At 76.0% G+C, this 23,256-nt stretch carries 16 protein-coding genes and 1 pseudogene; 12 read left to right on the top strand and 5 right to left on the bottom strand.

Annotation, left to right across the window (positions count from 1 at the left end; all coding sequences use genetic code 11):
• Window positions 1–22: 22 nt before the first annotated feature.
• Window positions 23–802: a phage shock envelope stress response protein PspM gene (pspM, locus tag ACLQ22_RS07650; protein ID WP_425691631.1), complete on the top strand. Its 780-nt coding sequence runs from the start codon at window positions 23–25 to the stop codon at window positions 800–802.
• Between the two features lie 105 nt (window positions 803–907).
• Here pspM and ACLQ22_RS07645 read toward each other — a convergent pair whose 3' ends face one another.
• The gene (locus ACLQ22_RS07645) at window positions 908–4,552 is read right to left on the bottom strand and encodes a hypothetical protein (protein ID WP_425691630.1); all 3,645 of its coding nucleotides are present in this window, start codon (window positions 4,550–4,552) and stop codon (window positions 908–910) included.
• 224 nt (window positions 4,553–4,776) lie between these two features.
• Window positions 4,777–5,751 (bottom strand): zinc finger domain-containing protein, encoded by a 975-nt coding sequence (locus tag ACLQ22_RS07640; protein WP_425691629.1) that lies wholly within the window; start codon window positions 5,749–5,751, stop codon window positions 4,777–4,779.
• A gap of 110 nt (window positions 5,752–5,861) precedes the next feature.
• On the opposite strand from ACLQ22_RS07640, the gene ACLQ22_RS07635 reads away from it, so the two are divergent.
• The gene (locus tag ACLQ22_RS07635; RefSeq protein ID WP_425691628.1) at window positions 5,862–7,073 is read left to right on the top strand and encodes a hypothetical protein; all 1,212 of its coding nucleotides are present in this window, start codon (window positions 5,862–5,864) and stop codon (window positions 7,071–7,073) included.
• Between the two features lie 81 nt (window positions 7,074–7,154).
• On the opposite strand, the gene ACLQ22_RS07630 is transcribed toward ACLQ22_RS07635, so the two are convergent.
• Window positions 7,155–7,943, bottom strand: a complete 789-nt coding sequence (locus ACLQ22_RS07630) for an SAM hydrolase/SAM-dependent halogenase family protein (protein ID WP_425691791.1) — start codon at window positions 7,941–7,943, stop codon at window positions 7,155–7,157.
• Window positions 7,944–8,189: 246 nt separating this feature from the next.
• A pseudogene (locus ACLQ22_RS07625) lies at window positions 8,190–8,555 on the bottom strand (GNAT family N-acetyltransferase); the annotation flags it as partial.
• A gap of 146 nt (window positions 8,556–8,701) precedes the next feature.
• On the opposite strand from ACLQ22_RS07625, the gene ACLQ22_RS07620 reads away from it, so the two are divergent.
• Window positions 8,702–9,298 (top strand): hypothetical protein, encoded by a 597-nt coding sequence (locus ACLQ22_RS07620; protein WP_425691627.1) that lies wholly within the window; start codon window positions 8,702–8,704, stop codon window positions 9,296–9,298.
• Between the two features lie 8 nt (window positions 9,299–9,306).
• Here the strand turns inward: ACLQ22_RS07620 and ACLQ22_RS07615 are convergent, their stop codons facing one another.
• Window positions 9,307–13,923: an ATP-dependent helicase gene (locus tag ACLQ22_RS07615; protein ID WP_425691626.1), complete on the bottom strand. Its 4,617-nt coding sequence runs from the start codon at window positions 13,921–13,923 to the stop codon at window positions 9,307–9,309.
• A 151-nt stretch (window positions 13,924–14,074) separates the two neighbouring features.
• Between ACLQ22_RS07615 and ACLQ22_RS07610 the strand changes: the two genes are divergently transcribed.
• From ACLQ22_RS07610 to ACLQ22_RS07570, 9 genes are all read left to right on the top strand, one after another.
• Window positions 14,075–14,461: a hypothetical protein gene (locus ACLQ22_RS07610; RefSeq protein ID WP_425691625.1), complete on the top strand. Its 387-nt coding sequence runs from the start codon at window positions 14,075–14,077 to the stop codon at window positions 14,459–14,461.
• A gap of 128 nt (window positions 14,462–14,589) precedes the next feature.
• Window positions 14,590–17,424 (top strand): Na+/H+ antiporter subunit A, encoded by a 2,835-nt coding sequence (locus ACLQ22_RS07605; RefSeq protein ID WP_425691624.1) that lies wholly within the window; start codon window positions 14,590–14,592, stop codon window positions 17,422–17,424.
• The gene (locus ACLQ22_RS07600) at window positions 17,421–17,900 is read left to right on the top strand and encodes a Na(+)/H(+) antiporter subunit C (RefSeq protein WP_425691623.1); all 480 of its coding nucleotides are present in this window, start codon (window positions 17,421–17,423) and stop codon (window positions 17,898–17,900) included. Before ACLQ22_RS07605 ends, ACLQ22_RS07600 begins: the two co-directional genes overlap by 4 nt.
• Before the next feature lie 25 nt (window positions 17,901–17,925).
• Entirely contained in the window at window positions 17,926–19,431 is a 1,506-nt protein-coding gene (locus ACLQ22_RS07595) for a Na+/H+ antiporter subunit D (RefSeq protein ID WP_425691622.1), read from the top strand.
• Window positions 19,428–20,003 carry a Na+/H+ antiporter subunit E gene (locus ACLQ22_RS07590; protein ID WP_425691621.1) on the top strand — a complete coding sequence of 192 codons (576 nt, stop codon included), beginning with the start codon at window positions 19,428–19,430 and terminating at the stop codon, window positions 20,001–20,003. Before ACLQ22_RS07595 ends, ACLQ22_RS07590 begins: the two co-directional genes overlap by 4 nt.
• A 3-nt stretch (window positions 20,004–20,006) precedes the next feature.
• The gene (locus ACLQ22_RS07585) at window positions 20,007–20,276 is read left to right on the top strand and encodes a monovalent cation/H+ antiporter complex subunit F (RefSeq protein ID WP_091620573.1); all 270 of its coding nucleotides are present in this window, start codon (window positions 20,007–20,009) and stop codon (window positions 20,274–20,276) included.
• The gene (gene mnhG / locus ACLQ22_RS07580; RefSeq protein WP_425691620.1) at window positions 20,276–20,608 is read left to right on the top strand and encodes a monovalent cation/H(+) antiporter subunit G; all 333 of its coding nucleotides are present in this window, start codon (window positions 20,276–20,278) and stop codon (window positions 20,606–20,608) included. The genes ACLQ22_RS07585 and mnhG overlap by 1 nt, the downstream gene beginning before the upstream one ends.
• A 211-nt stretch (window positions 20,609–20,819) precedes the next feature.
• Window positions 20,820–22,169 (top strand): hemolysin family protein, encoded by a 1,350-nt coding sequence (locus ACLQ22_RS07575; protein WP_425691619.1) that lies wholly within the window; start codon window positions 20,820–20,822, stop codon window positions 22,167–22,169.
• Complete coding sequence (locus ACLQ22_RS07570) at window positions 22,166–23,230, top strand: hemolysin family protein (RefSeq protein WP_425691618.1); 1,065 nt, start codon at window positions 22,166–22,168, stop codon at window positions 23,228–23,230. The genes ACLQ22_RS07575 and ACLQ22_RS07570 overlap by 4 nt, the downstream gene beginning before the upstream one ends.
• The last annotated feature ends 26 nt before the right edge of the window (window positions 23,231–23,256 follow it).

Raw genomic sequence — 23,256 nt, 5'->3', positions numbered from 1 at the left:
GCGGCGGGTCGAGGAGGCAGAGGTGGCAGACGAGCGCACGCGGTACTTCCGGCGCCTGAGCCGGTTGCGGCGGTCCGCGCGCCGGTGGAGCGTCACGGCCGGCGGCCTGGGCGGCGCCGCTGCCGTGCTGACCCCGTACGCCGGGCTGGGGCTGCCCGACGCGGCCTGGATGGCCGGGGCGGGCGGCGCGGTGGTGCTCGCCGCCTGGCGCTGGGTCGACCTGCGGGCGCTGGCCGCCCGCCCGGCGCCGCCGGCGCTCGACCCGGCCGAGGCCGCCGCGCGGTCCCGCGCCAAGCTGGTCGCCGCCGTGGAGCGGCTCCCCGTCGGCCCCGGCGTGCTGGCCGAGGTCCGCCGGGTGCGCTCCCGGGTGGCGCTGCGCGGCACCAGCGCCGCCGAGCCGTGGGCCCGGCTGGACCGGGCCGCCCTGACCCTCGCCGGGATGACCGGCCGGCTCACGGGGCTCGCCTCGCCGGCCGTGCTCGAGGCCGCCGAGGCCGACCGGTCGCTGCGGGACCTCGCCGACCGGGTGGCCAGCGTCGAGCGCACGCTGCGGCTCGCCCCGGCCGAGGCCCGGCCGCCGCTGGCCGAGGCGCACCGGGCCCTGACCGCGCAGTTGGAGCAGGGCGTCGCCGCGTACGAGCGGCTCGTCGTGGCCGCCGCCGGTTACGTGGCCGGGGACGCCCACCCCGACGCCGCCCACCCGGCCGCCTCCCGGCTCACCGAGGCGACCGATCTGCTGCACGGCGTCGCCACGGCCCTGACCGAGCTGCGCGGCGTCGGCGCGCACCTGCGCACCCCCTGACGCCGCCCCGCCGCACGATCCGGTCGATCATGCAGTTGTGGTGCCGGCCCGGCACCCGTTCGGGCGTTCCGCACCCGCCACCACTGCATGACCGGCGCGGATCGGTCACGGGGGCGTGGTTATCGGGATCGGGCCGGTGAACGGGGAGCTGCCGACGACGTTGAACGACCGGATCCGGTAGTGGTAGGTGACGCCGCGCGCCAGTCCGCTGTTGGTGAAGCCCCGGCCGGTGACGGTGAAGGTCGCCACCTCCCGGCCGAACGCCGGGTCCAGCGCCCGTTGCACGATGAACCCCGCGCCCGGTGCGGCCGGGGTGCTCGCCGCCCAGGCGAGGATCACCGTCGCCGTGTCCGGCCCGGGAGCCGTCGCGGTGGCGGTCACCCCCGTGGGCGGGCCCGGCGCCGGCGGGGTGGTCGCCCGGGCCACCGTCGACCAGGCCGACGCGGCGCCGAGATAGGTGGTCCGCACCCGGTAGTAGTACGTGGTGTCCGGCGCGACGGCGGCGTCGAGATGGTTGTCGCCGACCCCGATCGCGGTGGTGCCCGGCCCGCTGCTGAACGTCGGGTTGGTGGCCCGCTGCACGTCGATCCCGGTGGCGAAGGAACGGTTGGCCCAGCGCAGCGCGATCCGCAGCGGCGCGGCCGGCGGGATCGCGGCGGTCAGCCCGGCCGGCGCGGCGAGGTGCACCGCGGCCGGCACGCTGTTTGACCACGTGGAGCAGCTCACCGCGTTCTCCGCCCGGATCCGGTAGTGGTAGGTCACCCCGGGGGTGACCGTGGCGTCGGTGTGGCGGGTCGCCGTGGCCGCCACGGTGATCGCCGTGAGCCCCTCCGTGAAGGCGGCGTCGGTGGCCCGCTGGAGCAGGTGGCTGGTGGCCGGCGGGCGACTGCCGTTGCCCGTCCAGGTCAGCGCGATCGCGGGCAGCGCGGTGGCCGAGCCGGGGGCGGGCGTCGCGGTCAGTCCGGTCGGTGCCCGGGGCGACACCCGCAGCACCAGCGGCCGGGTCATGCCCTGGTCCCGGTGGCCGCCGAGCTGGCTGTGCCAGTGGTACTCCCAACCGAGGTTGACGAGCTGGTTCACCACCACCGCGGGCCGGCCGTCCACCGGGCTGACCGGGGTCGAGCCGGTCCGGGTGCCCGCCGGCCGGACCGGGTCGAGCAGCCGTACGCTGTCGCCGATCTTGAACGGCAGGGGCGGCGCGACCGGCCGGAGCGCGACGATCACGTCCTCGCGCGGGTTGACCCGGACGACCTGCTTCCAGCCCCGCTCCGCCGGGTGCGGCGGCCGGGTGGCGCCGTCCCAGCCGACCCGGCCGACCAGCTGCACGTCGCAGCCGGTGAACCGCACCGGCTGGGTCTGCCGGCTGTTGCCGCGGATGCGCCAGAGCTGGGTGCCGTCGGCGGGCCCGCCCACCGCGACGGCCGGGTCGCTGACGTGCAGCACCTCGGTGGCCGGGTCGGTCGGCCCGAGCGGCAGGACGGTGGGGGAGAGCGGCCCGGCGTGCGGGTGCCCGACGCCGAGGCGGCCGACGAGCCGGCCGTGGTCCGGCTCGAAGACCTGCTGCACCGCCTTGACCTCCAGCGGCAGGAGCACCGGGGCGGCGGCGCCGGCCGGGACGAAGCTGACCGTCGCGGCGTGCACCGGGACCACCGTGTCGCGCGCGGTCCGGGTGCCGAACGCCGCGTCGTACGCCGGCTGCGGCACGATCGGCGGGCGCTGGCTGGCCGCGTACGCGCCGGGCAACCGCTCGCGCAGCCGCGCCAGGTCGTACGGGGCCGCCGGGGTGCCGGCGACCCGGAACTGGAGCAGGGTGCGGGTGTTCGGCCCGTACCCGGGGCGGGTCGGTGGCGCCCCGCCCTCGGCGCTGCGGTCCGGGGCGCCGGTGTGGTGGTCGGCGCGCGGGTCGAAGCCGGGCAGCGGGGCCGGGCAGTCGTTGTAGAGGATCAGCGTCCCGCCGGGCGGGACGGTGGAGAAGTCCACCAGCACGTCGGCGGCCTCCCCGGGGGCGAGCAGCAGCGCGTGCGCGTCGACGTTGAGCACGGTCGGGTCGCGCCGGTCGTACCGGTAGCCGACCGGCTGGTTCGGCACCACCACCGGTGCGGGCAGCAGGCCGCATTCGTTGCCGACCTGGATGAACTCCGGGCCGGCGGCGCGTGGGTCCGGGACCCCGCCGTCGCGCCCGTCCGTCGGCCAGCCGGCCGGCCGGTGCGGTGCGCGTACCGCCTCCACCATCGGCACCTCACCGGCGTCGGCATCGGCCAGAGCGCCGTCCGGGTCCCACATCGGGCCGTCGGAGCGGGCCCGGTAGAGCTGGAGGTTCAGGCCGCGGTCCAGGCAGGCGTTGAGGATCCGGAACCGGTACGTCCTCGGCTCGACCTCCAGGTACGGGTACGCGGTCGCGTTGACCAGCACGGTGTCGCCGAACGCGTCCGGCACCGCCGAGGGGTGCGGGACGCCGGGCGCGAGCGGCGGCTCGTCGGGTTCGGCGACGGGGTCGTGGTGCGGGTTCGGCACGGGCTCCGCCCGGTGCGGCGTACCGCCGTGCTCCCGCTGCCCGGCGTCGTCGCCCGTACGCGACCACGGACCGTAGTCCCACCGGCCGGTCGGGTTCGTCCCGTCGGCCCGGTGCGGGTTCTGCCGGGGCTGGTAGACGTGCGGATGCCAGAGGCTGCCCCGGGAGCCCCAGCGGTCCCGGTCCCACGTCGGGTCCTCCCCGGCGAGCTGGGTGTCCTCCGGCACGAAGGTCTTGTCCTCGATCACCAGGGGCAGCTGGTCGGCGGGGAGCACCTCGTCGGCGACGAGCCGCTCCTCGGCCGGGTCGGTGAGCAGGTAGAGCGCGAGCTGCCCGGAGTAGACGGTGAGCCGGGCCAGGCCGACGGTGTTGTCGTGGAACCAGCACAGCCGCCCGCTCTGCTCGTTCGGGTAGTAGAGCGTGGTGGCGCCGGCGCCGGGCGGCGGCATGTCGGGCACGTGGGTCAGGCCCGGCCCCGTCGGGTAGGGGGTGATCTCGCCGGCCGGCGTGACCCACTGCCACGGGTTGCCGGCGCTGGTCCAGGCGGTGTGCGCGCCCGCCAGCCGCAGCACCGCCCGGTTCTGCGGGTAGGGCGCCGGGCCGTCGAGCGGGCCGGCCCCGGCGCCGTCGACGGTCGGGTCGACCGGCAGGAAGAGCTCGCCGGAGCGGCCGGTGGGGAGCTGGTTGATGAACTTGACCCGGACCGGCCGGCCGCGCCGGGCCAGGATGAGCGGGCCGAGGTGCCAGGGGCGCCCCGCCGGCACGACCGTGTTGTGCCCGTGGGCGTCCGTGCCGAGGTTGAGCTGCCGGTAGCCGCGCAGCCGGGTCGCCGGCAGGTCCCGGTGCAGCCGCTGCGCGTACTGCTCCAGGCCGATCTCGTAGTAGTCGCAGCCCGGGTGGCTGACGGTGTCCGGCACCGCCACCGGCAAATGGGCGCCCAGCTCGGTGCGGCCGAGCGCGCCGGGGCGGGGCAGCGCGTCGACGAACTTGCGGATGCCGGTGCCGGGCACCACGCGACCGTCGGCGTCGACGACCGGCAGCGGGCTGCGGGCGTGGTTCGGCACCGGACCGAAGTAGCGCGGAACGGCGGCCGGATCGAGGCTGGCCGGCGCGACGACCGGCTCCGCGGCGCGTCGGGCCGCCGGGACGGGACCCGCCCCGGTCCCGTCGGCGTCGCCGTCGGCGCGGGCCGGCGCCCGCTCCGCCCACGGGATCCGGAGTCTGCGGAACAGCTCCATGGCTCTCCCCGGTGTCCGGGCGCGGCGGCCACCACGGCGGCGTGGCGGACGCGGTCGCGCGTCACTGACGATGCGTGAGGAGTCAACCGCAGCATGCGACCTCGACGGCGACGTTAGGAAGTACCCAATCGTCCGTATCTGTGGCAGAGATGCGACTCGCGGCCGCGCCGACGGAGTGTCAGGCCCGACACGCCGGCCGGTGGCCGCGTGCCGGCCCGGCCGCGTCAGTCGGCGGGCGGCTCCGGCTGGCAGACCGGGCACCAGTAGGTGACCCGCTCACCCAGTTCCTCCTTGCGGATCGCGGTGCCGCACCGACGGCAGGGCTGGGCGCGCCGGCCGTAGACGTAGCTGGTCTGCCCCCGGTGCAGCGATCCGGTGGTGCTCTGCGTCCAGCGGCCCCGGTTCGCCGCGAGCAGCTTCTGCGCCAGGGCGACGGTGCCGGCGAGGTCCGGCACCGCCCGCACCGGGGCCCACGGCGAGACGCCGCGCAGGAAGAGCACCTCGCACTTGTAGAGGTTGCCGACGCCGGCCAGGTTGCGCTGGTCCAGCAGCGCCTCGGAGATGGTGACGTCCGGGTGGGCGGCCAGCCGGCGTACCGCCTCCGCCGGGTCCCAGTCCGCGCCGAGCAGGTCGGGGCCGAGGTGCCCGACGAGCGACTCCTCCTCGGCGGTCGGCACCAGCGCCAGCTCGTGCAGGTGGTAGCCGACGGCGACCGCCCGCGCGCTGCGCAGCACGACCCGGATCAGGTGTGCCGGCCGGGCCGTCCACCGTTCCCTCGGCGCGTACGCCCGCCAGGCGCCGTCCATCCGCAGGTGCGAGTGCAGCGTCCAGCGCGCCCCGCCGTCGTCGCCCGGTGCCGTGTCGCCCTGCGCCGCGTCGCCCTGCGCCGCGTCGCCCGGTGCCGCGTCGCCCTGCGCCGGAGCCGCACCGCCGCCCCGCGCCGGGACCGCACCGCCCCGCGCCGGGACCGCACCGCCCTCCGGTGCGGTCGGGGCGTCGGGCGGTGGCGTGGCGTGCGGTGGGGCGGTGAGGCGCAGCAGCAGGTGCTTGCCCCGGCTGGCCGACTCCCGCACCGTCCAGCCGGCGAGGTCGGTCGCGGCGAGCTGCGGCACCCGGAAGTCGCTGCCGGTCAGGCGGGCGCCGGCCAGGGCGCGGTGCAGCACGCGGGCGGTGTTCCAGACGGTGTCGCCTTCGGGCACCCGTCCATCCTTCCTCGTCCGAGCCGAATTCGCATGTGTCGCTATTTGTATGGAGGTTCCTGTCGATCTACCGACAAGGGCACGATCAGGGAGTTCTGAGGAGAATGCCCATGATTCTGCCCTACCGTCGCGCCCGTACCGCCGCCCTGACCGTCATCCTCGCCCTCGCTCTCGTACCCACCCCGGGCCCCGCGCTCGCCGCCGCCGCCGACGGCGAACGGTGGAGCACCGACCTCTCCCGGGTCGACGCCGACGACGTCAACGTCCGGCACACCCGCGCCGGGCTCCGCCTGGCCGACCCCCGCCCCGCGCCGGCCCGGGCGCCCCGCAGCGCGGTCGCCGAGGGGATCTTCCTCGCGCCGCCGCGCACCCTGGCCCGGCCCGCCACCCGGGTGCGCGCCGCCGTCGACGCCCGCACCGCCGCCGGCGGCACCGCCGAGGCCCAGGTGCGGGGCTGGCGGGCGGCGGGCTGGACCGAATGGCGCGAGGCCACCGGCGGGGCGGTCTTCGACCGGCCGGTCACCCGCGTGCAGACCCGGGTGGTGCTCACCGCGAGCCGGCCGGGCGCCACCGCGGAGGTGCGTGCCGTGCGCCTCACCGCCGACACCGTCGCCGCCGTCGCCGCCGCCACGCCCGGCCTCACCTACCGGGTGTACGCGACCCGGATCGGGCTGGTCGGCGAGGTGACCGCCAACGGGCACACGATCGTGGCCGGGGACCACTTCGTCGCGCTGCCCTCCCGGCGCGGCCTGGCCCCGGCGAACACCGGCGACTACACCGTCCGGGTCTGCACCACCACGGGCAGCCGCTGCGAGTACGCCCCGGTCTGGGACGTCGGCCCGTGGAACACCCGGGACGACTACTGGAACCTCAGCGCCGTCCGGGAGAACTGGAAGGACCTTCCGCAGGGCCGGCCGCAGGCGCAGGCGGCCTACCAGTACGGCTACAACGGCGGGCGGGACCAGTTCGGGCGGGTGGTGTTGAACCCGGCCGGCGTCGACCTCGCCGACGGCACCTTCTGGGACGGGTTGCAGCTCACCACCAACGCCTGGGTGGACGTGGCGTACCTGTGGACCGGCAGTGGCCCGCGCGGCGTGGTCGGCGACGGCCCGCTCAACATCCGCGCCGGCGCCGGCACGGGGTACGCGGTGCGCGGCCTGGCCGCGAGGTACGCCAACGTGCCGATCGAGTGCTACGTGACCGGGCAGACCGTCGTCGGCCCGTACCGGACCACCAACCGGTGGAACCGCCTCGCCGGCGGCCAGTACGTCAGCCACGCGTACGTCTCGGCGGTCTACGGCGGCACGGTGCCGCTCTGCTGACCACCGCCCGCGTACGCCCGCCGGGCCGGGCGGGGTGGGCTCCGGCCCGGCCCGGCGGCGGCCCGTCGCCCCGCCCGTCGCTCAGTCGGCCGCGACGCGCAGCAGGTCGCCCGGCGCCACCGCCAGCAGGTCCACCGCCCGGCCGCCGTTGACCGCCACGGCGACCCGGCCCGCGGAGTCGGCGTGCACCACCAGCCCGCCCGGCCGGGCGTCGCCGAAGGTACGCCCGTGCACGGCCTCCCGGCCGGGCTCGCCACCCGTGCCCGGCCGCACCCGGACCCGGGCCGGCAGCGGCGCCAGCAGGTCGGCCGGCGCGGCCAACTGGACGTTGCCGAAGTGGTCGACGGTCAACACCTCGGCCGTGAACCCGTCCGCCTCCTGCCGGAGGACCGGCGCCGGCAGCCGGACCAGGGACACCGGGTCGACCGCCGGACCGACCCCGGCCAGCGGTGCGCCGAGCGCCAGCCGCGCGGCGACCGGCGCGAAGACGTCCCGGCCGTGGAACGTGCGGGACACCTCGGGCGCGAGCCACTCCGGATCGGTCAGCTCGACGGCCGCGGTCACCCCGCCCAGCGCCTCGGCGGCCTCCACCAGCAGGCCGTTGTCCGGCCCCACCAGCAGCCCGCGGGGCGTGGCCAGCGCGACGCCCCGCCGGGTCGTGCCCACGCCCGGGTCGACGACGGCCACGTGCACCCCCTCCGGCAGGTGCGGCACGGCCTGCGCGAGCACCGCCGCGCCCCGGCGTACGTCGGCCGGCGGGACGAGGTGCGTCACGTCGACGACCCGGGCCTCCGGCGCCAGCCGCGCGATCACCCCGTGGCAGGCGGCGACGAATCCGTCGGCGAGGCCGTAGTCGGTGGTCAGCGAGATCCACGGGGCGCGGGCCGCGCCGGCGACGACCTGTCGACCGTCGACCGGGCGGCCGGCGGGGACCCGTCCGTCCGCGGTGCGGGGCCGCGCCAGGGCCGCCGCGTCGGCGGTGAGCGGCAGCTCCAGGACCAGCTCGTCGTGCAGCGGGATGCCGTCCTCGCCGACCAGCGGGATGCTCGGCTTGAGCCGGCGGGCCCGGTCCACCGTGCCCCGGTCCACGCGCACCAGCCGCAGCCCGCGCCGCTGGTAGAACCGCAGCGCCCGCAGGTTGTCGTTCGTGGTGACGAGCCAGAGCCGGGCCCGGCCCCCGGCCCGGGCCACCTCCCCGGCCGCCGCCAGCAGCGCCGTGCCGACGCCCCCGCCGGGCGTCGCGGCCACCACGCTGACCACCTCCAGCCCGTCGGCGTCGTCGTGGTGGGCGAGCGCCCCGACGACCGCCCCGGCCCCGTCGGTCGCGACCAGCGTGGGCAGGGTACGCAGGTCGTACCGGGTGTCGTGGGCGACGACGTACGGCCCACCCCACTCGCGTTCGTGCAGCGCGTCGACGGCCGGGCGGTCCCCGGCCCGCGCCGGCCGGACGGTCACCCCGTCCGCCCCGTTCGTCCCGGTCATCCTCGGCTCCCCTCGTCGACCGGTCGGGATCGTACCGGCGTCGGCCGCCCGCCCCGGTCGACCGGGGCGGGCTGGCAGAAATGGGACAGCGGCACTGACCGACCGGCCACTGCCGGGACGGGATCCGGTTGGGCAGACTGCCAGGGGTGACCAACCGGAGCCTGCCCGCCGTCGCGGTGCTCGTGATCGCCGCCGCCCTCACCGCCGCCTGCGGCGACGACGCGGAGGACCGGCGCGCCGCGCCCCCGGCCGCCACGGCGTCGACCCCGGCCGACGTGCCTTCCTCGGGCCCGACCGGCGCGGCGGAAGCCTCGGCGACGCCGGCCGCCCCGCCCACCGCGAAGTCGACGGCTCCGGGACCGGCGGGTCCGAGCGCCGGCGGGCCGACCCAGCGCCGTCCCGCGAGCCCGCCGCCGGTGAAGCTGCCGGTCCGGCCGACCGGGACGCCCGGCGCGCGGCAGGTCGTCGACGCGTTCAAGGCCGCCGGGCTGAAGGTGCCGAACCCCCGGGACCGGTCGGTCGAGTGCGGCCCGGACGGGCTCGGCCTGGGCTGCTCCGAGCTGGTCGCGACCGACGCCGTCACCGTGTACGTCTTCCCCGACGAGACCAGCGCCGGCGACATCGCCGAGACGTGGGGCGGGCAGTCGTTCCGGCGCGGCACGGTGGTGCTCAACTACCTGGAGGCGAAGACCCCCGCCGCCGATCGCGCCAGGTATGAGAAGGTCCTCACGAGCCTGCGCTGACGTGCGGGTCAGCCGCGCAGCCGCAGGCCGCGCGGGGTGGCCCGGAAACCGGCGGCGGTGAGGGCGTCGCGCAGCGGCGAGGAGCGCACCGCCTCGCCGTCGGCCCGCTCCACCGACATCGCGCCCAACGCGCCGGAGTGGACCGCGTCGGCGAGCGCCTTCCCGGCCGCCGTCAGCATGTCGGCGTCGTCGGTGAAGGAGAGGATCGTCCGCCCGCCGCGCTCCACGTAGAGCACCAGCTCGCCGGCGACCAGCACCACCACGGCGCCGGCCTTGCGCCCCGCCCGGTGCCCGGTCGCCGGGGTCGCCCCGTCGCCCGAGTCGACCACCCGCTCCGGCCAGGACAGCGCCGCACCGTACGGGTTGGCCGGATCCGTCGCGGCGAGCACCAGGGTGGGCCCGCCACGCCCCCGCCCGCCGTCGGTCGGCTCGGCCAGCGCCCGGATCCGGTCCACCGCCCCCGGCACCGCGAACTGCGCCGCGCCCAGCCCTTCGACGAAGTAGCCCCGCCGGGCCGCGCCGCGCTCCTCCAGCGCGGAGAGCACCGGATAGACCGCGGCGAAGCCGCCGGCCACCTGCTCGGCCAGCACCGCGCCCCGGGTCACCACGCCGTGCCGTTCGAGCAGCACGTCGGCCAGGGCCGCGGCGCGGCGGGTCGGGTCGGTGTCGCGTTCCGGCAGGCGGGACCAGCGGCCGGCGACGGTCGGCGGGCCGCCGCGCGTCGGCAGGGCCACCCGCCCGGGGCGCCGGTAACGGGTGCGCGGCGCGGTGGCACGGGACCGGTGCGCCCCGCCGCCGCCGAGCGCCGCGCGCAACGGCGCCAGGGTGTCGTTAGTGAGGTGGCCGGCCCACACCAGGTCCCAGACGACGGCGCTCAGCGCGGCGTCGTCGGTCGAGCCGACCCGGTCGGACAGCGACCGGAAGAACAGCGCCTGCCCGTCGCCGAGCGCATCGAGGACCGCGTCGTGCAGCGGGGTGCGGGTGAGCGCCTCGTCGGGCGGGGCGAGCAGCAGCGGCGCGACGTCCGCGTAGGCGAGGGTGACCCAGCCGTCCCCGCCGGAGATGGCCCCGGAGCCGGCCCAGAGCACCTCGCCGCTGGCGCAGAGCTCGTCGAGCTGGGCGGGGGAGTAGTCGGCGACCCGGCCCGGCAGCACCAGCCGTTCCAGCGCCGACGCCGGCACCGCCGCCCCCTGCAACTGCTCCACGGCGGCGGCCAGCGCCTCCATCCCCCGCGCGGACGAGCCGACCTGCTGCCAGCGGGGCAGGAACGCGGCCAGCGCGCGGGGCGGCACCGGCTCGATCTCCCGGCGCAGCGCGGCCAGGGACCGGCGGCGCAGCAGCCGCAGCACCTCCGCGTCGCACCACTGGCTGCCGACCGTGTCGGGGGTGAACTCGCCGGCGACCACCCGACCGGTGGCGGCGAGCCGGCGCAGCGTCTGCTCGACCGCGAAGACGCCGAGCCCGAAGCGGGCCGCGCAGGTGGCGGCGGCGAACGGCCCGTGCGTACGCGCGTAGCGGGCGACCAGGTCGCCGAGCGGATCGGCCACCGGGGCGAGGTACGCCTCGGCCACCCCGACCGGCAGGGCCACGCCGAGGGCGTCGCGCAGCCGGGCCGCGTCCTCGACGCCCACCCAGCGCTCCTCGCCGGCCACGCGGACCCGCAGCACCCGGCGGGCCGCCGCCAGCTCGGTCAGCCAGCCGGGGGAGGCGCCCCGCTCGGCCAGCTCCGCCTCGGAGAGGTCGCCGAGCACGCGGAGCAGCTCGACCACGTCCTCCGCGTCGCGCGGGCGGCGCTGCTCGGTCAGCCAGCGCAGCTGCCGCTCGGTCTCGGCCAGCACCGTCGGGTCGAGCAGCTCCCGCAGGTCGACCCGGCCGAGCAGCTCGCCGAGCAGGGTCGAGTCCAGCGCCAGCGCGGCGGCCCGGCGCTCGGCCAGCGGCGCGTCGCCCTCGTAGAGGAAGGCACCGACGTAGCCGAAGAGCAGCGACCGGGCGAACGGCGACGGCTGGGCGGTCTCCACCTCGACCAGGCGCACCTTGCGGTTGGCCAGGTCGCGCATCAGCTGGGCCAGCGCGGGCTGGTCGAAGACGTCCTGGAGGCACTCCCGGGCGGCCTCCAGGGTGACCGGGAAGTCGGCGTACTCGCGGGCGACGTCGAGCAGCTGGGCGGCGCGTTGCCGCTGCTGCCACAGCGGCTGGCGGCGGCGTGGGTCGCGCCGGGGCAGCAGCAGCGACCGGGCGGCGCACTCGCGGAACCGGGACGCGAAGAGCGCGGACGTGCCCACCGACTCCTCGACGAGCTGGGCGATCTCCTCCGGCTCGAAGACCACCACGTCGGCGCCGGGTGGCTCCTCCGCCGTGTCCGGCAGGCGGACCACGATGCCGTCGTCGGACGGCATCACCTGGGCGTCCACGCCGTAGCGCTCGGCGAGCCGGCGGCCGATGGCCAGCGCCCACGGCCCGTTGACGCGGGCGCCGAGCACGCTGTGCACGGCCAGCCGCCAGTCGCCCAGCTCGTCGCGGAACCGCTCGACCACCACCGTGCGGTCGTCGGGCAGGGACCGGGTGGCGGCGCGCTGCTCGCGCAGGTAGGCCATCAGGTTGCCGGCGGCCCAGTCGTCCAGGCCGCCGGCCCGCAGCGCGGCGACCGCCGTCTCGTCGTCCTGCCGCAGCAGGGCCCGCACCCGGGCGCCGATGGCCCGGCCCAGCTCGACGGGCCGGCCGAGCTGGTCGCCCTTCCAGAACGGCATCTTCGCCGCCTGCCCCGGGGCCGGGGAGACCAGCACCCGGTCGGGGGTGATCTCCTCGATCCGCCAGGACGACGAGCCGAGCAGGAAGACGTCGCCGACCCGGGACTCGTAGACCATCTCCTCGTCCAGCTCGCCGACCCGGGCGGCCCGCTCGGCCCCCGCCAGGAAGACCCCGAACAGGCCCCGGTCGGGGATCGTGCCGCCGCTGGTCACCGCGAGCCGCTGCGCGCCGGGCCGGCCGGTGAGCGTGTCGGTGGCGCGGTCCCAGACCAGCCGGGGCCGCAGCTCGGCGAACGCGGTGGACGGGTAGCGGCCGGAGAGCATGTCGAGCACGGCGTGCAGGGCCGAGTCGGGCAGCTCGGCGAAGGGCGCCGCTCGGCGTACCAGCACGGCCAGGTCACCGACGCGCCACGGCTCCAGCGCCACCATGGCGACGATCTGCTGGGCCAGCACGTCGAGCGGGTTGCGCGGGTGGTGCAGCTCCTCGATGGCGCCGTCGGCCATCCGCTCGGCCACCACGGTGCAGGACAGCAGGTCACCCCGGTGCTTCGGGAAGACCACTCCGCGGGAGACCGCGCCGACCTGGTGCCCGGCCCGACCCACCCGTTGCAGGCCGGCGGCCACGCTGGGCGGCGCCTCGATCTGCACCACCAGGTCGACGGCGCCCATGTCGATGCCCAGCTCCAGGCTGGACGTCGCCACCACGGCGGGCAGCTGGCCGGACTTGAGCGCCTCCTCGATGTGCTTGCGCTCCTCCCGGGAGACGCTGCCGTGGTGGGCGCGGGCGATCACCGCCGGCGCGCCGGCCGCCGCCCCGGCCTGCGCCATCAGCTCCGCCGGCGTACGGCCGACGCGCACCGGCCCTTCGGGGCCGCCCCACTCCTGCGCGCCGCCCGCCGCCGGCGTGGACCCGCCGGCCAGTTCCTCGCCGGCCAGCTCGTTGAGCCGGGCGCAGAGGCGCTCGGCGGAACGCCGGGAGTTGGTGAAGACGATGGTCGAGCGGTGCGCCCTGACCAGGGAGAAGACGCGTTCCTCCACCGCCGGCCAGATGGACGCCCGGCGTGCGCCGAGGCCGCCGAGGTCGTCCTCCGGCGGCTCCTGCTCGTCGAGGCGGGTCATGTCCTCCACCGGCACCTGGACGCTGACCTCGATCGTCTTGGCGGTGGGGGGCGCGACCACGTCGACGGGGCGGGCGCCGCCGAGGAAACGGGCGCACGCGTCGACGGGCCGGACGGTGGCGGAGAGGCCGATCCGCTGTGCGGGGGCCGGCAGCAGCTCGTCGAGGCGTTCCAGGGAGAGCGCGAGGTGGGCGCCGCGTTTGGTGCCGGCGACCGCGTGCACCTCGTCGACGATCACCGTCTCGACACCGCGCAGGGAGTCGCGGGCGGCGGAGGTGAGCAGCAGGAACAGCGACTCGGGTGTGGTGATGAGGATGTCCGGCGGGGTGCGGGCGAAGGCCCGCCGCTCGTCGGCGGGGGTGTCGCCGGTGCGCATCCCCACGGTGATCTCCGGCGGGGCGACGCCGAGCCGGGTGGCGGCCTGCCGGATGCCCGTGAGGGGGGTGCGCAGGTTGCGCTCGACGTCGACCGCGAGCGCCTTGAGCGGGCTGACGTAGAGCACCCGGCACCGCTGCCGGGGGTCGGCCGGTGCGGGCTCGCGGGCGAGCCGGTCGAGCGACCAGAGGAACGCGGCCAGCGTCTTGCCCGAGCCGGTGGGGGCCACCACCAGCGCGCTGCGCCCGGCGGAAACTGAATTCCAGGCGCCGGTCTGGGCGGCGGTGGGCGCGGCGAAGGCGGCGCCGAACCACTCCCGGGTGGCCGCGCCGAACCCCGCCATCGCATCCGTCACGCCATCCATCCTGCCCCGGCGGTGTGACATCCAGGCCCTGCGCTGAGGGCCATTGCCCCGCTCCGGCTCATACGCGATGTTTGCGCGTTGAATCCGTTAAGTCTTACTTAACTGCTTGCTTGTGCCCCACAACATAAAGTAACTTCACCCGGAGCGTCGGCCCGGGGTGGAGGAGATCGGATTGACCGTCGAGCAGCGGAGCTTCGAGCCCGGCACCGACGTGCTCATCCGCAAGGTCGACAGTCACCTCGCCGCCGTCCGCACCGGGCTGTCCGGCCCGGAACTGGAGCTGGCCGAGCGGCTCGCCGCCGCGCTGCGGGAGCTGGTCGTCTCCACCGCCCAGGCCAGCGCGGCCGACCGGGGGCAGGTCCGCGCCGCCGTGCACTATTTCGTGCTGCGCCGGGAGAGCCGGGGCCGGTTGCTGCCGGTGCGCTCCCTCGCCGCCGCCCAGCGGGTGGTCAACAAGGTCGTGGTCCAGCTCGGCCGTCCCGAACTGCTGGTGGAGCCCCGTGGCGAGCGCCCCGTCCGGGCGCCCGTCGCCCCCACCGCCGACGTCGCCGTCGGCTGACCGGCCGCGGGCGGCAACGCGACGAATTCGCGCAAAACCGCCCGCCGGGCGACGAACTGGCGTGTGATCGCACCTAGGTGCCGTTCCGCCTCCGGCGCGCGCCGCAGCCACCTCGACCGGGAGCGCGGGTGCTCGTACTGCTGATCCTCCACTTCGTGGCGGCCCTCGTCGCGCCGCTGCTCGTCCGGTGGTGGGGTCCCCGCGCCTGCTACCCGCTGGCGCTGGCGCCGGCGGCGGCGTTCGGCTGGGCGCTGGCCCGCACGCCCGCCGTCCACGACGGCGGCGCGGTGGTCGAGACGTACCCGTGGATCGGTCAACTCGGCGTCGACCTGGCGCTGCGGCTGACCACCCTGTCCTGGCTGATGACCCTGCTCGTCGGTGGCGTCGGCGCGCTGGTCCTGGTCTACAGCGCCCACTACTTCGGCCGGGAGTCCGCCGGCGTGGCCCGGTTCGCGGCCGTGCTGGTGGCCTTCGCGGGGGCGATGCTCGGCCTGGTCCTCGCCGACGACCTGCTGCTGCTCTACGTCTGCTGGGAACTCACCACGATCTTCTCGTACCTGCTGATCGGGCACAGCACCGAGCGGCGCTCCAGCCGCTGGGCGGCGGCGCAGGCGCTGACCGTGACCACGCTCGGCGGGCTGGCGATGCTGGTGGGGTTCATCATGCTCGGCGAGCACGCCGGCACCTACCGCTGGTCGGAGATCGCCGCCGCCCCGCTGCCGGGCGGGGCGTACCTCGTCGCGGCGGTCGTGCTGATCCTCGCCGGGGCACTGTCCAAGTCGGCGGTGCTGCCGTTCAGCTCGTGGCTGCCGGTGGCGATGGCGGCGCCCACGCCGGTGAGCGCGTACCTGCACGCCGCCGCGATGGTGAAGGCGGGCGTCTACCTGATCGGGCTGCTCGCCCCGGTGCTGGCGGGCGTCGGGCCGTGGCGGCCGGTGGTCGTGGTCGCCGGCCTGGCCACCATGCTGACCGGCGGCTGGGCGGCGCTGCGGCAGACCGACCTGAAGCTGCTGTTGGCGTACGGCACGGTCAGCCAGCTCGGCCTGCTCGCGGTGGCCGTCGGGGCGGGCACCCCGGACACCGCGCTGGCCGGGGTGGCGATGCTGCTGGCCCACGCCCTGTTCAAGGCGCCGCTCTTCCTCGTCGTCGGCATCATCGACCACGGCGTCGGCACCCGCGACCTGCGCGAGCTGTCCGGGCTGGGGCGCCGCGCGCCGCTGCTCGTCACCGTGACGGTGCTCGCCGCCGCGTCGATGGCCGGGCTGCCGCCGCTGGTCGGCTTCGTCGCCAAGGAGGCCGTGCTGGCCGCCTTCACCGACCGGCCCGCCGTCGTCGCGGTGCTGGTGGTCGGCACCGCGCTCACCGTCGCCTACAGCGCCCGCTTCGTCTGGGGCGCGTTCGCCACCCGGCCGGGCGTGGAGCCGGCCGTGCTCGGGCGGGTCCCCGCGTCGATGCTCGCCCCGCCGGCCCTGCTGGCCGCCGTCGGGCTGGCCGCCGGCCCGGCCGCCGGGATCCTCGACGGCCTGCTCCGCCCGTACGCCGAGTCGTTCGGCGTCGTCGGCAAGGACCTGGCGCTCTGGCACGGCCTCAGCCCCGCGCTCGGCCTCTCCGCGCTGGCCGTGGCCGGCGGCGCGGTGCTGTTCGCGCTGCGCGGCCCGCTCGCCCCGGCGCTGGCCCGGCTGCACGTCCCGGTCAGCGGCAACCAGGGGTACGAGTGGTTCATCCGCCGCTTCGACCGACTGGCCATCAGGGTCACCGGCGCCACCCAGCGGGGCTCGCTGCCGCAGTACCTCGCCGTCATCCTGATCGTGCTCGTCCTGGTGCCCGGCGGGGCGATGCTGGCCACCCGTCCGTGGCGGGACCGGATCGCCCTCTGGGACAGCCCGTTGCAGGTCGTGGTGGTGGCGGTGGTGACCGTCGCGGCGGTGCTGGCGGTGGGCGCCCGCCGGCGGCTGACGGCGATGCTGCTGGTGGGCATGACGGGCTACGGCACGGCGATGCTCTTCGTGGTCTACGGCGCCCCGGACCTGGCGCTGACCCAGTTCCTCGTCGAGACCGCCACCATCGCGGTGTTCGTGCTGGTGCTGCGCCGGCTGCCGGAGCGGTTCTCGGCCCGCCCGCGACGCCTGAAGTGGGCGCGTCGCACGATCGGGCTGGCCGTCGGCGTGGTGGTCGGCGGGCTGGCCCTGACCGCCGCCTCGGCCAGGCGGGCGCCCACCATCTCCGACGCGTTCCCCGACCTCGCCGTCACCCAGGGGTACGGCCGCAACGTGGTCAACGTGACCCTGGTCGACATCCGCGCCTGGGACACGATGGGCGAGCTGTCGGTGCTGGTGGTGGCCGCGACCGGCGTCGCCAGCCTGGTCTTCCAGCGCTCCCGGACCGGGCCCCGCCCCCGCCGCCCGGAGCCGCCGAGCCGGGTGCAGCGGCCGGGGCACCGGGTCTGGCTGCGCGGCGGGGCGACCCTGCACGAGCGGCAGCGCTCGATCGTGCTGGAGGTGGTGACCCGGCTGGTCTTCCACACGGTGGTGGTCTTCTCCCTGTTCCTGCTCTTCGCCGGCCACAACGCGCCGGGCGGCGGCTTCGCCGGCGGCCTGGTCGCGAGCCTGGCGCTGACCGTGCGGTACCTGGCGGGCGGCCGCTACGAGCTGGCCGAGGCGGCCCCGGTCGGCGCGGGCACGGTGCTCGGCGCCGGTCTCTTCGTCTCGATCGGCACCGGCGCCGTCGCCCTGTTCGCGGGCGGTTCGGTGCTCGAGAGCGCCCGGATCAACCTGTGGCTGCCGCTGATCGGGGACTTCTACCTGGTCACGTCCCTCTTCTTCGACGTCGGCGTCTACCTGGTCGTGGTCGGGCTGGTGCTGGACATCCTGCGCAGCCTCGGCGCCGAGGTGGACCGGCACATCGAGGCGGCCGGCGAGTCCGGGGGCGGGCTGCGGGTCGACCGGCAGGGGGAGCGGACGTGAGGACGGGCGTCGCGGAACCGAGCCTGGTGCTGGTCGTCGCCGCCGGGGTGCTGGTCGGCTGCGGGGTCACCCTGCTGCTGGAACGCAGCCTGACCCGGATCCTGCTCGGCGTCATCCTGCTCGGCAACGGGGTCAACGCGCTCATCCTGCTGGGCGGTCGCGCGGGGGCCGCGCCGGTGGTCGGCACGGCGCCGGCCGGCACGTTGAGCGACGCGCTGCCGCAGGCCATGATCCTCACCGCCATCGTGATCACCTTCGGGCTGACCGCGTTCCTGCTGGCGGTGAGCTACCGCAGCTGGTACCTCACGGGCGACGACGAGGTCCCCGACGACATCGAGGACCGGCAGGTCAGGCAGGCGGCCGAGCGCAGGGAGCTGGCCGCCGCCGACCTCGGGGGCGAGGGCCCGGACGCCGACCCCGAGCAGGTCGACCCGGAGCCGCCAGGCCGGCTGCGGCGCGGGGACGGCCCCGGATGACCGAGTACGCGGGGTGGGGCGCCCGATGAGCTGGCTCGTGCCGCTGCCCGTGGTGGTGCCGCTGCTGGGCGCGGCGCTTACCCTGCTGCTGGCCCGGTGGCCCGGGCTGCAACGGGCCGTCAGCGTGGCGTGTCTGACCGCCACGCTGGCGGTGGCGGCGGTGCTGCTGGTGCAGGCGTACCGGCACGGGCCGGTGGTGGTCCAGGTCGGCGGGTGGCCGGCGCCGGTGGGCATCGTGCTGGTCGCGGACCAGCTCGCCGCGCTGATGCTGGTGGTCTCCTCGGCGGTGACCCTGTGCGTGCTGCTCTACTCCGTCGGCCAGGGGCAGGGGGACTTCGGCGAGACCGTCCCGGTGACCATCTACCACCCCACCTACCTGGTGCTGACCGCCGGCGTGACCAACGCGTTCCTCGCCGGCGACCTGTTCAACCTCTTCGTCGGCTTCGAGATCCTGCTGGCCGCGAGCTTCGTGCTGATCACCCTCGGTGGCACCGAGACCCGGATCCGCACCGGCTCGACGTACGTGGTGGTCAGCATCCTCTCCTCGATGATCTTCCTCGCCTCGGTGGGCCTGGTGTACGCGGCCACCGGCACCCTGAACATGGCCCAGCTGGCGCACCGGCTGGACGCGCTGCCCGACGGCGTACGGCTGACCCTCCAGCTGATGCTGCTGCTCGCCTTCGGGGTCAAGGCGGCGGTCTTCCCGCTCTCGGCCTGGTTGCCGGACAGCTACCCGACGGCGCCGGCCCCCGTCACGGCCGTCTTCGCCGGCCTGCTCACCAAGGTCGGCGTGTACGCGATCATCCGCACCGAGACGCTGCTCTTCCCCGGCGGCCACCTCTCCGGGCTGCTGATGGTGGTCGCCGGGCTGACCATGGTGGTCGGCATCCTCGGCGCGGTGGCCCAGTCCGACATGAAGCGGCTCTTCTCGTTCACCCTGGTCAGCCACATCGGCTACATGATCTTCGGAGTGGGGCTGAGCACCGTGGCCGGGCTCTCCGGCGCGATCTTCTACGTGGTGCACCACATCACCATCCAGACCACGCTGTTCCTGGTCGCCGGGCTGGTCGAGGAGCGGGCCGGCAGCACCGACCTGCGCCGCATCGGCGGGCTGGCCCGGGCGGCCCCGCTGCTCGGCGTCCTCTTCTTCGTTCCCGCCATGAACCTCGCCGGAGTGCCGCCCTTCTCCGGGTTCCTCGGCAAGCTCGGCCTGCTCCAGGCCGGCGTCGCGGCGGGCGAGCCGCTGCCCGGCGTGCTGGTCGCGGCGGGGACGGTCACGAGCCTGCTCACCCTCTACGTGGCCTCGCGGGTGTGGAACATCGCCTTCTGGCGCGCCCCCCGGCTGGCCACCACCGAGCCGGTCGTCCGCCTGCCCGCGCTGATGGTCGGCGCGACGATCGCGCTGGTCGGGCTGGGGCTGGCGCTGACCGTCGTCGCCGGGCCGCTGTTCGACGTCACCGCCGACGCGGCGGCCGACCTGCGCGAGCGCACCCCGTACATCCGTTCCGTGCTGCCGGTCGGTGCCCCGTGACCCGGGCCTCCGGGGCGCCGCCACGCGGGCGGGGGCGGCGGCGCGACCAGCTGATCGCCTTCGGCTGGCTGGTGCTGGTCTGGAGCCTGCTCTGGGGGGACTTCTCGTGGGGCAACCTCGCGGGCGGGGCGCTGGTGGCCGGTGCCGTGCTGCTGTTCTTCCCGCTGCCGCCCGTGAGCTTCGGCGGCCGGCTGCGCCCCGGGCCGCTGTTCGTCTTCGCGGTGCGCTTCGTCGGCGAGCTGGTCAGCGCCAGCGTGCACGTCGCCCGGGTCGCGGTGCAGCCCGGCAACCGGCCCCGGGGGGCGATCATCGCGGTCCGCCTGCGGGTGCGTACCGACCTGAACCTGGCGCTCACCGCCGAGGCGATCTCGCTGGTGCCGGGCACGCTGATCGTCGAGGTGGACCGGGACGTCGGGGTCCTCTACGTGCACGTGTTCGACACCCACGGCCCGCAGGACCTCCGCGGCAGCCGGCGGCGGATCCTCGCCGTCGAGCGCCGGCTCGTCCACGCGGTCGGCTCCGCCGCCGAGGTCCGCGAGGTGAACGCCGATCCCGTCGAGAGGAGACCCTGACCCGTGACCACGTTCCTCGCCGTCACCCTCACCACCCTGTTCTCGGTGACCGCCCTGCTGGCCCTGATCCGGCTCTACCGGGGGCCGTCGCTGATCGACCGGGTGGTCGCGGCCGACATGCTGCTCGCCACCATGGTGGGCGCGGTCGGCGCGGAGGCCGCGGTGAACCGCCACGCCACCACCCTGCCGGTGCTGGTGGCGCTTTCCATGCTCGGCTTCGTGGGCTCGGTGTCGCTGGTCCGCTTCGCCGTCCGCGAGGACGGTGAGGCCTGATGTGGGGCGACCTGGCCGACTGGTTGGGCGGCGGCTGCCTGGTGGCCGGCGCCCTGCTGAGCCTCGCCGCCGGGATCGGCGTGCTGCGCTTTCCGGGCACGCTTGACCGGATGCACGCCGCGACCAAGCCGCAGGTGCTCGGGGTGCTGCTCCTGCTGCTGGGCCTGGGGCTGCGCCTGCGTGCCCCGGCCGACCTCGGCATGGTGGCGGTGGTCGGGATCTTCCAACTGGCCACCGCCCCGGTGGCGGCGCAGATGATCGGCCGGGCCGCGTACCGCGCCGGCCGGGTCGATCCGGCCCTGCTCGACGCCGACGAACTCGCCGGCCGCTGACGGCCCTCCCGGCACGGCGGCCGAGGCGCCCCCCACCGGCTGCGGCGGCGCGGACGTCGGGGGGCCTTCGGCACACCTTCAGCGGATATCCAGCCGATCCCGATAAAATGGGCCGCATGATCGACTCTTCTGCCCAGGAGGGCAGCAGTAGCCAGCCGGGTCGTGCCCGGCGTATCCCGACCCCGACGTCCCCGGGAGCCCTGAGCGACCCGTGTTGATCGTCGTTGGTCTTCTCCTCATCATCGTTCTCACCGTCGCCACGGGTTACTTCGTGGCCCAGGAGTTCGGCTACGTCGCCGTGGACCGAAACCGGCTCAAGCAGCTCGCCGACGACGGCGACAAGGCCGCCGTCCGAGCGCTGGAGGTGACCGGACGGCTGTCGTTCATGCTCTCCGGCGCGCAGCTCGGCATCACCGTCACCGCCCTGCTCGTCGGTTACGTCGCCGAGCCGTTCCTCGGCGCCGGGCTGGCCGAGCTGCTCGGGGTGGCCGGCGTCTCCACGGCCGTCAGCCTGCCGCTCTCGGTCGCCCTGGCCCTGGTCCTCGCCACCGTGGTGCAGATGGTCCTCGGCGAGCTGGCCCCCAAGAACCTCGCCCTCGCGCGGGCCGAGTCCCTCGCGAAGGCCCTGAGCCGCTCCACCCTGATCTACCTCAAGGTCGCCGGTCCGCTGATCAAGCTCTTCGACCGGGCCGCGGTCCGGCTGCTCCGCCGCGTCGGCATCGAGCCGATCGAGGAGCTGCCCAGCGGCGCCACCCCGGAGGACCTGGAGCAGATCATCGCCGAGTCCCGGCAGGAGGGGCATCTGACCGCCGAGATGTCCACGCTGCTCGACCGGGGGCTCGACTTCCGCGAGCTGACCGCCGGCGAGGCCATGGTGCCGCGCGTCGACGTGCACACCGTACGCGCGCACGAGCCGCTCAGCCGGGTCGTGGAGCTGCTGGACACCGGCAAGTCCCGCTTCCCCGTACGCGGCACCGAGGGCGTCGACGACCTCGTCGGCGTGGTCGGCATCGCCGACGTGCTCGGCGTACCCCCGGAGCGGCGCGCGACCACCCCGGTCAGCGCGGTCGCCGGCCCCCCGCTGCTGGTGCCGGAGACGCTGCCGCTGCCGACGGTGCTGGACCGGCTGCGCTCCGGGCACCGGCAGCTCGCCTGCGTGGTCGACGAGTACGGCGGCTTCGCCGGCGTGATCACGCTGGAGGACATCGCCGAGGAACTCGTCGGCCCGATCCGGGACGAGGACGACCCGCCGGAGCGGGCCCCGGCCCGGCAGGAGGACGGCTCCTGGGTGGTGCCGGCCCGCTGGCGCATCGACGAGGTCGCCGACAGCACCGGCATCGCGCTGCCCGAGGCCCCGGAGTACGACACGCTCTCCGGCCTGGTCATGCGGGAGCTGGGGCGGGTCCCCGAGGTCGGTGATCGGCTGGAGATCAGCCTGCCGGCCGACGGCGAGGACGGCGCGGACGAGCCGCGCGCCCTGGTCGAGGTGCTGGCCGTCGACCGGCACGTGGCCGACTCCGTCCGGCTGCGGATGGCCGAGCCGGGGGAGGTGTCCGCATGAGCCCCGGCATCGCGCTCTTCACGTCGGTGATCCTGCTGGCGTTGAACGGGTTCTTCGTGGCCGCCGAGTTCGCCCTGGTGGCCAGCAAGCGCTACCGGCTGGAGCACGCCGCCGCCGGTGGCGGCCGGGCCGCCCGGGCCGCGCTGGACGGCGTACGCGAGCTGTCGCTGATGCTCGCCGGCGCGCAGCTCGGCATCACGCTGTGCACCCTGGGTCTCGGCGCGCTCGCCGAACCGGCGATCGAGCACCTGCTGAGCCCGCTGCTGCACGCGGTCGGGCTGCCGGACGCCGCCAGCCACGTCGTCGCGCTGATCTTCGCACTGAGCGTCGTCACCTTCCTGCACCTGGTGGTCGGGGAGATGGCGCCGAAGTCCTGGGCGATCACCGACGCGGAGCGCTCGGCGGTGCTGCTGGCGCTGCCGTTCCGCGCCTTCGCTCGGGTCGCCCGGCCGGTGCTGTCGGTGATGAACGCGCTGGCCAACGCGATGCTGCGGCTGGTCAAGGTCAACCCGCAGGACCAGCTCGCCCAGGTGCACGGCCCGGACGAGCTGCGCATGCTGCTGGAGCAGTCCCGCGAGCACGGGCTGCTCGGCGCGGAGCAGCACCAGATGCTGACCAGCATGCTGGAGTTGCAGGGCACCACGGTGGCCCAGGTGATGGAGCCGTTCCACCAGATGGTGACGGTGCGCCGCGACGACGGGGCCGACCGCATCGAGCAGGTCAGCCGGGACAGCGGCCGGTCGCGGCTGGCCGTGCTGGACGCCAGCGGTGACGTCTGCGGCCTGGTCCACGTCCGGGAGGCGGTGCGGGCCACCACCACGGGCCGTACGGTCACCGCCGGCGACCTGATGACCAACGCCTTCACCCTGCCGGCCTCGGCCTCGGTGACCGAGGCGGTGGCGGAGATGCGGGCCCGGCAGTCCCAGCTCGCGCTGGTGCGCAACGGCGGCGGGCCGACCCGGCCGATCGGGTTCGTCGCGCTGGAGGACCTGCTGGAGGAGGTCATCGGCGAGTTCGACGACGAGACCGACCCGGTGCCGCGCGGTCGACGCATGAGATGAAATCGGATAGGTGGCCGCTGTTCGCC

It is taken from the genome of Micromonospora sp. DT178 (genome assembly GCF_049841695.1).
Taxonomy (GTDB): Bacteria; Actinomycetota; Actinomycetes; order Mycobacteriales; family Micromonosporaceae; genus Micromonospora.
The sequence above is the reverse complement of the archived record's forward strand: the minus strand, read 5'-3'. Positions and strand labels throughout refer to the sequence as shown.